The following is a 12,376-nucleotide window of genomic DNA, read 5'->3' on the forward strand; positions in this document are numbered from 1 at the left end:
CATGGCGAACCTCCGGCAGAAGCAGAAGCAGATGACGCGCCGGCTGTTGCTGGAGTCGGGCCTGGAGCTGTTCACCACCAAGGGATACGCCGCCACCAAGGTGGACGACATCGCCTCCGCCGCGGGCACTACCCGGGTGACCTTCTACGCCTACTTCCCCTCGCGCAGCGACCTGATGAAGGCGCTCATCGACGAGCGGCTCAACGAGGTGCTGCAACGGGTGCGTTCCCCGGAGCACGGCTCCACGGCCCGGGACCTGGTCGCCACGGTGGCCGACGGGACGCGCGAGGCGGTCCTCGCATGGCTGCGCGAGACCGCCGCCAGCTGGCCGCAGGTGCGGCCCATCATCCGTGTGGGCCGGGACGCCGCCGCGGTCGATCCCGAGCTGCGCGACCTGGTGGACCGCTGGATGGAGGAGGCCATCAGCGACATCGAGGACGGCCTGGCCCGGGCCGGCCGCCTCGCACCCCACCAGCGCCGCTTCCGGGGCGTGCTGGCGATGGCGGAGCTGGACTACGTCGCCCAGCACTGGGGCGACACCGACTGGAAACTCGACCGGGAGCAGATGCTCGACGAGCTGAGCGCCAGCTGGGTGCGGCTGCTGAACTGACCAGCCGCACGGCTGTCACAGACCGGCCGCGACGTCGAGCAGCAGCCCCCGCAGCCATGTCACGAACGGCTGGTCGGCCAGGCGCGGGTTCCACACCATGTCGATCCCCAGCCCCGGCAACGGGAAAGGGAACTCCTCGATCCGCAGGTCGGACAGCTCCCGCATGGCGGTGGCGACCTGGTGCCGCAGCAGGGCGACGCCGCCGGCCCGCGCGACGAGGAACGGCACCAGCAGATAGTCCGAGCTGAGCAGCCCCACCCGGTACGGGACGTCCCGCTCCTGCAGCACCGAGTAGGGGAAGACCCGCCCCCGCGTGTCCACCACGATGTGCGGCAGGGTGGTGATCAGGGCGAGCGCGTCGGCCTCCGGCGGGCTGTCCGGGGCGGCGGCCACCACCAGCCGGTCGTCGTAGAGCCGTTCGCGCGGATGCGGCGCGTGATGTCGCTCCGACAGCAGCACCACGTCGACGCCCTGCTCCACGAAGGTCGCCTCGGTCGGCACGGTGAAGGTCCGCACGCGCAGGGTGGCGTACGGGGCGCGCTCGGACAGCAGCCGGGTGAGCCGGGGACCGACGACGAACGCCGTGCTGGTGGTCATGGCGACGGTGATCACCCGGCGGTCGGTCACCGGGTCGAAGTGCGGGAGGTTCACCACGCGCGCGGTCTGCCGGAGGGCGGCCCGCAGCGGTTCGAGGAGTTCCACGGCGCGTGGGGTGAGGGTGATGCCGCTGCCCTGCCGGACGACGAGCTCGTCACCCAGCATACGGCGCATCCGGGTCAGGGCGTGGCTCATGGCCGGCTGCGAGAGGCCGACGCGCTCGGCCGCGCGGGTCACCGAACGCTCTTCCAGCAGCGCGAGGAGGGGCACCAGCAGATTGAGGTTGACCGATGCCAGCCGGTCCAGACCCGAACCGGTGGTGCCCCGTTCCTCGCTCATGCGCCGAACCCTACGCGGCCGCCTTCGTCATCCGGCGCAGCCGGGGGATGGGGATACGGTAGTCGAGTGCCACGGCCGCCGCGGTGCCGTCCTCACGTGACCAGCGCATCAGCGCGGGTCCACCGCCCGGCTCCCCGTCGGCGAACTCGGGGCCGCCCTCCACCGGCAGATCGCCGACCGCCTTCAGGCTCAGCCCGAACTGCTCGGTCCAGAAGTACGACTGGAACTCCAGCGGCGGCGCCTCCGCGCCGCGGAGCAGCGCCCGGGCCGCGCTCTTCGCCTGCTCGACCGCGCTGCTCCACAACGGCACCCGGCGCACCCCGCGCGCCGTGGGGAACGCCGCGAGATCACCGACGGCCGCCACGTCGGGGCGGACCAGCCCGCGCGCGTCCACCCGGACGGGACCGCCGGCCGGCAGCCCGGACCCCGCGAGCCACTCCGTGTTGGGCACGTCCCCCGCGGCGGTGAGAACCACCTCCGCCTCCAGGACACCGCCCTCCGCGAGGACCACCCGCGGTGTGCCCTCGTCGCCCTCCAGCCGGGCCCCGACCGTCTCCACGATCGTCAGCCCGCGCTCCCGCGCGGCCCGCACGAACACCTCGGCGAGGTACGGGCCGAGCTGGAGGATCAGCGGCGGTCCCTGGGTGACCAGCGTGACCACGCAGCCGGAGGCCAGGCAGCCGGACGCGATCTCCATGCCGAGCGGTCCGCCGCCCACCACGACCACGGACGGCTTGTCCGCCAGCCGGGCCCGCAGCGCCAGCGCGTCGTCCAGCCCGCGCAGCGTCAGCTCCCCGGGCAGCGACGACAGCCGCCGCGCCCGGGAGCCCGTGGCCAGGACGACACGGTCGTACGGCAGGCCGGTACCGTCGTCGAGCGTGACGAGGCGCCGCTCGGGATCGAGGGCGGTTGCCCGCACCCCCAGCAGCTCGGTCGCGCCGTGCCCCGGCGGCGGCAGCTCGTGCGAGGACGGGTCGTCGGCGTCGAGCAGCAGCGCCTTGGACAGCGCGGGCCTGCTGTACGCGGGGTGCGGTTCGTCGCCGACGACGGTCAGCTCGCCGTCGAAGCCGGCCTCGCGGAGGGTGTGCGCCGCGGTGAGCCCGGCGATGCCGTTGCCGACGACGACCACGCGCCGCGGGGCCGCAGTGCTCATACGATCCTCAGCGCGGCGACCGGGCAGACCCGGGCGGCGGCGTTCGCGGCGGGGGCGTCGGAGTCGTCGATCTCCTCGCGGTGCAGGACGAGTTCGCCCTCGTCGTCGAGGTGCATCAGCTGCGGCGCGGCCTCCTCGCAGAGCCCGTGGCCCTCGCAGCGGGGGCGGTCGAGAACGATCCTCATGCGGGGATCACCTCCAGGACGGGGAGCTCCTCGATGCTCCGGGTGGTGTTTCCGGGGACGCGGACCTCGGGTCCGGTGACGAGGCGTCCGACCCGCCGGGCGAGCGCGTCGATCACGGCGTGGGCCTCCAGGCGGGCGAGTCCCTGTCCCGCGCAGCCGTGCGGGCCGTAGCCGAACGACAGATGGTCGACCGGGTTGCGTTCGACGAGGAACGCGTCCGGGTTCCCGTAGTGGCGCGGGTCGCGGTTGCCGGCACCGAACAGGACCGCGACCTGGGCGCCCGCCGGGACTCGGACTCCCTCGATCGTGACGTCCTTCGTGACCCGCCGGCCCCAGGCGTGGACGGGCGCCCAGTAGCGCAGCACCTCGTTGAAGGCGGCGGGGACCAGCGACGGGTCCTGGCGGACCAGGGCGAGCTGGTCCGGGTGGCGGGCGAACAGGGCGACGACGTTGCCGATCGCCGCGATGGTCGTATCGACGCCGGCCCCCAGGTACTGGTGGATGATGTGCCCGGCCGTGTCCGGCGGAATCGCGCCGCGTGCCTCCGCGTCGAAGATGCCCCGGCCCACGGACCCCTCCGCGAGGTCCTCGGCCGTGACCTGGGAGCACCAGGCGTAGAGCTCGCCGGCGACCGGGAAGTTCTCCGCGGTGCGCTGGTTGAGCGGGCCGAGGACCTCCATGGCGGCCCGGCCCCAGCGCAGCATGTTGGCGCGCACCTCGCCGGTGAAGCCGATCAGGTCGGCGACCACCTCCAGCGGGAAGGCGCGGGCGAGCGCGTCGATCGCCTCGAAGGAACCCTGCTCGACGAGTTCGGCGACCAGGGCGTCGGCCTTGTCCGCGATCCGCCCCTTGAGGCCGCGCAGGGCCCGGGGGGAGAGGTTCTCGGTCAGCGCGGCGCGCAGCCGGGTGTGCACGGGCGGGTCGGACGCGAGTGAGGTCCCGGTCAGCGCCTCGTTGGCGGCCGGATTGAACGCGATCGACGCCGAGGAGAACGACTCCCAGTCGGCGAGGGCGTCGCGGATGACCTCGTACCGGGTCAGCGCGTACACGTCGTTGCGCGGGAGGTGCACGACGGGGCCCAGGTCCCGCAGACCGGCGAAGAAGGGATACGGGTCGAGAACGACGTCGTCGGCGAAGAGATCGACGTCCGAGGTGGGTGGGGTGCTCATGCCCCTCAGTGAAATCTCCGCCCCGACATCCAACAAGTGAATGATTCTCATGACCTTTCATGCACGCCGTGCATGTCGCGGCCCACGAGGCGGCCGTGCAGGGGTCCGGACGCTCTGGCGCAACCCGTAGCCCATTGTTTTTTCGTGGCGTTCATTTCATTGACGTCATGTAAAGCGAATTGCTACCGTGACGGCAGCCACAGGGTGCGAGGACGCACCCCCGACATGTGAGGCATGCGCATGAGCGTCGAGAGCACCACCGTGAACACCGTCCTGGGCCCGGTGCCGGCCGACGAGCTGGGCGTCGTCTCGGTCCACGAGGCGCTGCTGTCGGTGGTGCCGGGCGCCGGGCACGCGTACGACATCACCATCGACCGCGCCGAGATCTTCGAGATCCTCGCCGCGAAGCTCACGGACTTCCGCGCCCACGGGGGCGGCACGATCGTCGACAGCACCGGCATGTTCCACGGCCGAGACGTCCGGCTGTACGAGACCCTCGCCCGCACCACGGGCGTCCACATCGTCGCCTCGACCGGTCAGGGACCGGAGGAACTGCTCGGCGGCTACTTCCTCACCCCGCAGACCAACCCGCCGACGCCGTGGCCGGCCGAGAAGTTCGCCGACCTCTTCACCAGGGAGGTCACCGAGGGCATGGTCGTCCCGCGCGTGGAGCGCCGCCGACCGGCCGGGCTGGTCACCACCGCGGTGAGCCGCGACGGCATGACCGCCACCGACGAGAGCCTGCTGCGGGGCGCCGCCCGCGCCGCGCTCGCCACCGGCACCGCCGTCTCCTTCCGCTACGGCGACGACGCCGTGGGCGAACTCGCCGTCGTCCGCGACGAGCAGCTGCCCGCCGACCGGATCGCCGTCGGGGGCCTGGACCGCACGGACGCCGTCGACGCCGGTGCCCCCGAGAAGATCGCCGCCCGCGGCTCCTACGTCGTTCTCGACCACGTCGGCACCGAGGACGACGAACACCTCACCGACACCGAGCGTGCCGCCCTGGTCGCCGACCTGGTGCGCGCCGGGCACACCGACCGGATCCTGCTCTCCGTCGGCGCTACCGGCGCAGCCAAGGGACACCCCGCCAACGACCTGCCGTACAGCCATGTGCTGACCGCCTTCGTGCCGCTGCTCGCGGCCCAGGGCGTCGGCTGGGCGGACATCGACCGCATCCTCCAGGCCAACCCGCGCGGTCTGCTCGCTGTGCGCTGAGCACGCCCGGACCCCACGGACATCAAGAACTTCCCGAAGGTGAGTGTGTTGTGTCGCGAGTGAACACCGTGCTGGGTCCCGTCCCGGCCGAGGAACTGGGCCTCGTCGCGGTCCACGAGCACATCGGGTACGGCATGCCCGGCTCCGAACTGGACACCAGGTGGTGGAAGACCCCCGAGCAGCGCTACGAGGAGACCGTTCCCAAGCTGCGCCGGTTCCACGAACTGGGCGGCGGCACCTTCGTCGACGCCACCGGCATCTGCAACGGCCGTGACGTCGATTACTACAAGTCCCTGTCCGCGAAGACCGGCGTGCACATCGTCGCCTGCACCGGCTTCGTCGGCGGCGACACCGCCCTGCCGCACTTCGCCTGCGCCGACGTCGACTACCTGACCCGGCAGTTCGTGCACGAGATCACCGTCGGCATCGGCGACACCGGGAGCCTCGCCGGCATCATCAAGGTCGGTGTCAGCCGGGGCGGCCGGATGACCGACCTGGACAAGCGGATCTACCGCGCCGCCGCCCGCGCCGCGCTCAGCACGGGCGTACCGATCCTCACCCACCTCGCGATCGACGCCGAGAACGCCGTCGCCATCTTCGAGGACGAGGGACTGCCCCTGCACCGCGTGCTGTTCGGGCACGTCGACGACGGCGTCAACGCCGAGAAGACCCGCGACGTCTGGCTCGCCGAGAAGGGCGGCCGGATCGGCTTCGACACCTTCGGCTACGAGACCGAACTGCCCGACCCGCCGTTCTGGGCCCGCTCCCGCAAGGAGCGACTGGACCACTTCCTCCGCTTCATCGACGGCGGCCGCCGGCTGGGGCAGGTCCTCGCCTCCGCCGACGCCAACTGCTCCCCGCTCGGGTGGCCCGGCGTCAAGGGCCACACCGTCAACTACATCTTCGAGGACCTCATCCCGGACCTCCGCGCCGCCGGTCTCGACGAGACCGCGATCAAGACGATCTTCGTCGACAACCCCGCCGACTTCCTGACCCTCCAGAAGTAGAGAGACCCAACGATGCAGCTCTCGGACCTCAAGAACCTCAAGATCGCCGTCGTCGGGGCCGGTTACGGCGGCGCCGCCGCGGCCAAGGCCCTCAGCCTCCTCGGCGCCCGCGTCGACGTCTATGAGCAGGCGAGCGGGATCCGCGAGGTCGGCGCCGGCATCGGCCTGCGCCCCTCCACGATGAACCGCTTCCGCGAGTGGGGCGTCTTCGACCAGATCGCCCGGGTCACCTCGCCCAGTGACTACTTCGAGATCCTCACCGCCACCGGCGACCCCCTCATGAAGGACGCGTGGCCCGCCGACGGCGAGCAGACGCAGACCCATCTCATCCACCGCGGCGACTTCATCGACGCCCTCATGGGCGTCCTCCCCGAGGGCATGGTGCACCTCGGCCACAAGCTGGAGAGAGTGCAGGACCGGGGCGACTCGGCCGCCCTCACCTTCGCGAACGGCACCACCGTCGAGGCCGACCTGGTCGTGGGCGCCGACGGCATCAAGTCCGTCGTCCGGCAGCAGCTGTTCAGCCGGAAGCCCCCGGTCTTCGCCGGCGAGCACGCCTACCGCACGGTGATCTCCGCCGACGACGCCCACGGGATGGTCGTCGACGACAACCTGCGCATGTACATCGGCCGCGGCACCAAGGTCTACCTGCTGCCGCTGCGCCACCGCGGCCAGGTCTCCTTCGACATCACCGCCCTGAACCCGGACGGCACCTGGGCGCCGCAGGTCACCAAGGAGGACCTGCTCCGCACGGTCGAGGGCTTCGACGAGCGCCTGGTGAACATCACCCGCGACCTCGACATGGACGCCGTCAACATCCGCGCCGTGTACGACATCGACCCCGTCGACACCTGGCACTCCGACGCCGTCGTCCTCGTCGGCGACGCCGCCCACTCGATGCTCCACCACCAGGGGCAGGGCGCCAACTCGGCCATCGAGGACGGCGGCGCCCTCGCCGACGCGCTCCGCGAGGCCGGCTCGGTGAAGGAGGCGCTGGCGCTGTACCAGGCCACCCGCAAGCCGGTGACCGACGAACTCCAGCGCATCTCCCGCCAGGGCTGGTCCGAGGACGAGATCAACGAGGTGTTCCCGGGCCAGAAGCCCGCCACCGCCGGACAGGAGTGACCCCGTGACGCTGCACCCCGAGATCGCGAAGTTCCTGGCGGCCCTCCCCGCCCCGCCCGAGGGGCCGCTCAACCCCGTCGCCCTGCGCGCCGCCGACGAGGCCCGCCTCCCGCCCGTCGAGGACCGCCTCCCGCTGCACTCCGTCGAGGACGTGACGGCCCGTACCGCCGACGGCGAGGTCCCCGTACGGATCTACACGCCCGCCGAGGCCGACACGTACGGCCTGCTGGTCTACTTCCACGGCGGGGCGTTCTTCCTCGGCAGCCTGGAGACGCACGACCACGTCGCGCGCTCGCTGGCCAAGGAGACCGGGCTCAAGGTCGTCTCCGTCGGCTACCGACTGGCGCCCGAAGCGGCCTTCCCGGCCGGCCTCGACGACTGCTACGCGGTCGTCCGCTGGGCCGCCGGCGAGACGTGCGGCCTGGACTGGGACGGCGCCACCCTCGCCGTCGCCGGCGACAGCTCCGGCGGCACCTTCGCCGCCGCCGTCGCCGCCAGGGCCCACGACGACGGCTTCGACCGGATCACCCACCAGATCCTCTACTACCCGTCCCTGGACCTGGACTTCGACGTCGACCGCTACCCCTCCTTGCGGGAGAACGCGACCGGCTACGGCCTGGAGACTGCCGGACTGAAGCCCTTCAACGCCTTCTACCTCGACAGCGGCGCCGACCCCGCCGACCCGCTGGTGTCGCCGGTCAAGCGGACCGACCTGAGCGGCCTGCCGCCCGCGCTCGTCGTCACCGCCGAGCACGACCCGATGCGTGACGAGGGCGAGCTGTACGGGAAGCGGCTGCGCGAGGCCGGCGTGCCCGCCACGGTCACCCGCTACGAGGGCGCCAACCACGGCTTCGTCCAGCACTTCTCCTGGATTCCCGAGTTCCACGGGGTCTTCGAGGAGACGCGCGACTTCCTGCACCGCGGCTGACCCGAGGCCGGAAAGAGGAACGGAACACCATGACGCACGACGCGGTCGCCGTCCACCCGCTGGTCTCGCCCTGGGGACGGTTCGGCCTGTACAGCTTCTACATCGACGCGCCGGAACCGGCGATCGTCGACACGGGCATCGCGTCCTCGCCCGCGGAGGGCATGGCGCCCGCCCTCGAGACGATCGGGCGCCGCATCGAGGACGTCCGCTGGATCCTGCTGACGCACGGTCACATCGACCACGTCGGCGGGGCCCACGCCCTGTGGGAGCTCACCGGCCGGCGCGCGCAGGTGGTGATCCACGAGGCCGACGCCCCCATGCTGCGCTCCCGGCGGGCGCACGTCGAGGAGTACCTCGCCGGCCGCGGCCGGTACCTGGACGACCCCGAGGGCGAGGCCAGGGTGACGGCGGCCGCGGACGCCGTCATCTCCGGCGAGATGGAACCCACCCTGCTCGTCAGGGGCGGGGAGACCCTCTCCCTCGGCGGGGACGTCACCGTGTCGGTGCACGCGATCCCGGGCCACACCCCTGGATCGGTCGCCTACGTCGTCGACGGACAGCGCGCGGTGTTCACCGGCGACGCCGTCCAGGTGCACGGCGCCGCCAACGGCTTCCCCGGCTACACCGACCCGGCCGCCTACCGCGCGAGCCTCGTCCGCCTGCGGGACGGGATCCGCCCCCGCCACCTCTACCTCGGGCACCCCTACCGTCGCGCCGACGGCACCCCGTACGGAGTGGAACTCGACGAGGCGCAGGCCCGGGAGGCCATCACTCAGAGCCTGGAGATCGAGCAGCGTGTCGCCGGCGCCGCCTGCCGCTGCCTGGAGGCCGGACTCACGCAGACGGACTCGCCGTACTCCCCGTTCGCGCCCGTCGCCGAGGAACTCGGCTACACCGGCGACCCCACGCTCGAGCCGTCGCCGTTCTTCACCTCCCTCGACGGCTACCGCAGGCACCACGAACAGCACGTGTGACAGGAGCACCCCCATGACCGACCTTCGTACGATCCGCGCGGGCGAGCGGTCCATCGCCGTCCGCAAGGATCTCCGGGTGCCGATGCGCGACGGCGTCACCCTCGCGGCCGACGCCTACAGCGGCCCCGACCACGACACCCCGCGCCCCGCCCTCGTCGCGCTCAGCCCGTACGGCAAGGAACTCCAGGCCCTCGCCCTGACCACGCCGCCGCAGCGCCGGCCCAGCCCCATGTGGGACGGCTGCATCGAGGCCGGCGACATCGCCCGGGTGGTCGACGAGGGCTACGTCCACGTCATCGGCGACCTGCGCGGCTCCGGCCACTCCGAGGGCGAGCACATCGGCAACTACAACGCCGGGGGAGTGCCCCTCGGCCGGGACGCGTACGACTTCATCGAGTGGGTGGCCGCGCAGCCGTGGTGCGACGGCAACGTCGGCATGATCGGCATCTCCTACTTTGGCACCATGCAGGTGCTGGCGGCGGCCGAGCGCCCGCCGTCCCTCAAGGCGATCTTCGTCAGCGGGGGCCACTACGACTTCTACGAGACGACCTACCACGGCGGCGTCATGTGGTTCATGCCGCGCGCGGCCCGCGAGGGGCGGGGCGGTGACTCGGGCTGGGCGTTCACCGACGGGGTCAAGTCCCGGATGCTGGAGACGTATGCGCCCGAGGAGATCAGGAAGCGGGTCGAGGAGCGGCTGAAGGACCCGGACGTCGCCGCCTGGCCCAACCTCGTCCATGTCCTGAACTACCCCAAGAACCATGAGGCCTGGTTCGACATCGTGATGAACGAGGTCGACGGCGAGTGGTACGAGGAACGCAACCCGGTCACCCTCGCTCCGAACATCGACATCCCGGTCTGGCTCCAGATCGACCAGGGCCGCGGCTGGACCATGGACGGCACCATCGAGGTGTTCAACCGACTCAAGGGCCCCAAGAAGCTGGACATCGGCCCGTATCCGCCCATGCAGTCGCGCCCCTTCGTCGAGGAGCACGACAAGATGTTCCGCTGGTACGAGTACTGGATCAAGGGCATCGACAACGGGGTCATGGACGAGCCCGCGGTCACCGTGCACGTCGAGGGCTCCCGCCAGTACGTCACCGGCGCCCAGTGGCCGCCGAAGCCGGTCGAGCACCGCCCGCTCTACCTGCGCCCACGCCACAAGCTGTCCTTCGAGCCCGAGCCGATGGCCGCCGAGCACGCCGCTCCCGACGGCTTCTACCAGGCGCCGCTCACGGTCACCGACAAGGTGGAGATCCTCAGCTGGAGCACCGAGCCGTTCACCGAGCCCACCGAGATGATCGGCCAGGGCGCGGCGCACCTCTTCGCGGAGATCGACCAGCCCGACACCAACTTCATCCTGCGCCTGTGGGACGAGGCGCCGGGCGGCGGGCGGCAGCTCGTCGCCACGGCGTACCTCAAGGCCTCGCACCGCGAGCTCGACGAGGAGCGCACCACGGAGGGCGACCCCCGCCACCCGCACACCCGGTCCGTACCCGTCGAGCCGGGAGCCATCGAGGAATACGTCCTGCGCGTCTACCCGTTCGCGGCGACCTGCCTGCCGGGCCACAGGCTGGTCGTGGAGCTCTCCAACGACGAACCCCTGACCGACGCCCACAACGCGCTGCTGCCGCCCGACGCCTTCCACCTGCCGGTGGGCCGCCCCGTCACCCACAAGATCTACCGTGACGCCGCCCACCCGTCCCGGATCGTGCTGCCCTTCACCGCACGCGAGGCGGCGGACGCACGGTAACCCCGCATCCGACGACCCGGACGGCGAAGCCGGAGGGCGAGTGTCAGTGGCCGGTGGCACGCTGAGCCCAAAGGGAATCTGCGAAAGGACATCGCGGTGATCACCACTGACTTCGCCCCCGGCTCCCCCTGCATGCTCGACCTCGGCTCTCCGGACGTCCCGGCCGCGGCCGCCTTCTACGGCGCGGTCATCGGGTGGGACTTCGAGCCGATGGGAGACGCGGAGGGCATGCAAGGGGGGATGTTCCGCAAGGACGGCAAAATGGTCGCCGGGCTCGGCAAGCTCACGGAGGAGGGCGCCCGGTCCGCCTGGATGATCTACTACACCGTCGACGACGCCGACGCCACGACCCAGGCGGTGGAGGGCGGCGGCGGCACCGTGCGGGTGCCCCCCATGGACGTCGAGAAGTGGGGCCGGATGGCCCAGTACAGCGACCCGCTGGGCGGTCAGTTCGCCGTCTGGCAGCCGGGCGAGAGCACAGGGGTCGAACTCGTGGACGAGCCGGGTTCCCTCTCCTGGACCGAGCTCTACACCAGCGACGCGGCGGGCGCCAAGGAGTTCTACGGCGACGTCCTCGGCTGGCGGTTCAGCGACATGGAGATGCCGGGCGGGGAGGGCACCTACACCCTGATCACCCCCGCCGGGCTGCCCGAGGAGCGCATGCACGGCGGCCTCCTGCAGGTCAGCAAGGAGGACCTCGCCCTGGCGGGCGGCCGCCCGTACTGGCACCCGGTTTTCCACGTCACCGACTGCGACGCCGCGGTCGCCGAGGTCACCGAGAACGGCGGACGCGTGCAGATGGGACCGGAGGACGCCGAAGGCGTCGGCCGCCTCGCCGTCTGCCTCGATCCCTTCGGCGCGGACTTCGTGGTGCTCACCCCGGCCGAGGGCTGAACGCCGGACGCCAGGCCGGCCCTCACCTTGCCGATCGCTGTGCGTACACCTCGGTCTCGATCTTCATCCGGGGGTCGGTGAGACCGCACACGAGCATGGTGGCGGCCGGCCGCACGTCCCCGGAACAGCGGCGCAGCACCGGCCAGCAGGGCTCGAAGTCGGCCCGGCCGGGCAGCATGTAGCGCACCCGCACCACATCGGCGAACGTGCACCCCGCTTCCTTCAGCGAGGCCTCGATGTTCCGCAGGCACTGCTCGGCCTGCTCCACCACGTCCTCGGGGATGGTCATGTCGGTGTAGTCGAACCCGGTCGTCCCGGACACGTGCACCGCGTCACCGTGGACCACCGCTCGGGCGTAACCGATCCGTTCCTCGAACGTCGAGCCACTGAGAATCGCACGTCGCTCCGTCATACGCCGCGCGCTGGA

At 71.6% G+C, this 12,376-nt stretch carries 13 protein-coding genes; 8 read left to right on the forward strand and 5 right to left on the reverse strand.

The features are described 5' to 3' along the window. The first annotated feature begins 1 nt into the window (after window position 1). A complete protein-coding gene (locus AC5L3C_RS35850; protein ID WP_493653255.1) occupies window positions 2–610 on the forward strand; it encodes a TetR/AcrR family transcriptional regulator in 609 nt (202 codons plus the stop codon). Window positions 611–625: 15 nt separating this feature from the next. On the opposite strand, the gene AC5L3C_RS35855 is transcribed toward AC5L3C_RS35850, so the two are convergent. From AC5L3C_RS35855 to AC5L3C_RS35870, 4 genes are read right to left on the reverse strand one after another with little or no spacing between them, the layout of a single operon-like run. Continuing rightward, complete coding sequence (locus AC5L3C_RS35855; protein ID WP_493653257.1) at window positions 626–1,546, reverse strand: LysR family transcriptional regulator; 921 nt, start codon at window positions 1,544–1,546, stop codon at window positions 626–628. A gap of 10 nt (window positions 1,547–1,556) precedes the next feature. Beyond that, window positions 1,557–2,699, reverse strand: coding sequence for an NAD(P)/FAD-dependent oxidoreductase (locus tag AC5L3C_RS35860; protein WP_493653259.1), 1,143 nt, complete (start codon window positions 2,697–2,699; stop codon window positions 1,557–1,559). Further along, the gene (locus tag AC5L3C_RS35865) at window positions 2,696–2,884 is read right to left on the reverse strand and encodes a ferredoxin (protein WP_493653260.1); all 189 of its coding nucleotides are present in this window, start codon (window positions 2,882–2,884) and stop codon (window positions 2,696–2,698) included. Before AC5L3C_RS35865 ends, AC5L3C_RS35860 begins: the two co-directional genes overlap by 4 nt. After that, window positions 2,881–4,053, reverse strand: coding sequence for a cytochrome P450 (locus AC5L3C_RS35870; protein WP_493653261.1), 1,173 nt, complete (start codon window positions 4,051–4,053; stop codon window positions 2,881–2,883). The genes AC5L3C_RS35865 and AC5L3C_RS35870 overlap by 4 nt, the downstream gene beginning before the upstream one ends. A 240-nt stretch (window positions 4,054–4,293) precedes the next feature. On the opposite strand from AC5L3C_RS35870, the gene AC5L3C_RS35875 reads away from it, so the two are divergent. From AC5L3C_RS35875 to AC5L3C_RS35905, 7 genes are all read left to right on the forward strand, one after another. Beyond that, window positions 4,294–5,268, forward strand: coding sequence for a phosphotriesterase family protein (locus AC5L3C_RS35875; RefSeq protein ID WP_493653262.1), 975 nt, complete (start codon window positions 4,294–4,296; stop codon window positions 5,266–5,268). 50 nt (window positions 5,269–5,318) lie between these two features. Then, complete coding sequence (locus AC5L3C_RS35880; RefSeq protein ID WP_493653263.1) at window positions 5,319–6,275, forward strand: phosphotriesterase family protein; 957 nt, start codon at window positions 5,319–5,321, stop codon at window positions 6,273–6,275. 12 nt (window positions 6,276–6,287) lie between these two features. After that, complete coding sequence (locus AC5L3C_RS35885; protein WP_493653265.1) at window positions 6,288–7,400, forward strand: FAD-dependent oxidoreductase; 1,113 nt, start codon at window positions 6,288–6,290, stop codon at window positions 7,398–7,400. 4 nt (window positions 7,401–7,404) lie between these two features. After that, entirely contained in the window at window positions 7,405–8,328 is a 924-nt protein-coding gene (locus AC5L3C_RS35890; RefSeq protein WP_493653266.1) for an alpha/beta hydrolase, read from the forward strand. Window positions 8,329–8,357: 29 nt separating this feature from the next. Then, window positions 8,358–9,302 (forward strand): MBL fold metallo-hydrolase, encoded by a 945-nt coding sequence (locus AC5L3C_RS35895; protein WP_493653268.1) that lies wholly within the window; start codon window positions 8,358–8,360, stop codon window positions 9,300–9,302. A 13-nt stretch (window positions 9,303–9,315) separates the two neighbouring features. After that, on the forward strand, window positions 9,316–11,055 hold the full coding sequence (locus AC5L3C_RS35900) for a CocE/NonD family hydrolase (RefSeq protein WP_493653270.1): 1,740 nt from the start codon (window positions 9,316–9,318) through the stop codon (window positions 11,053–11,055). A 96-nt stretch (window positions 11,056–11,151) separates the two neighbouring features. Beyond that, on the forward strand, window positions 11,152–11,949 hold the full coding sequence (locus AC5L3C_RS35905; protein ID WP_493653271.1) for a VOC family protein: 798 nt from the start codon (window positions 11,152–11,154) through the stop codon (window positions 11,947–11,949). Between the two features lie 22 nt (window positions 11,950–11,971). On the opposite strand, the gene AC5L3C_RS35910 is transcribed toward AC5L3C_RS35905, so the two are convergent. Continuing rightward, complete coding sequence (locus tag AC5L3C_RS35910) at window positions 11,972–12,361, reverse strand: RidA family protein (protein WP_493653273.1); 390 nt, start codon at window positions 12,359–12,361, stop codon at window positions 11,972–11,974. Between the last annotated feature and the right edge of the window lie 15 nt (window positions 12,362–12,376).

The sequence above is a fragment of the Streptomyces speibonae genome, from assembly GCF_984686075.1.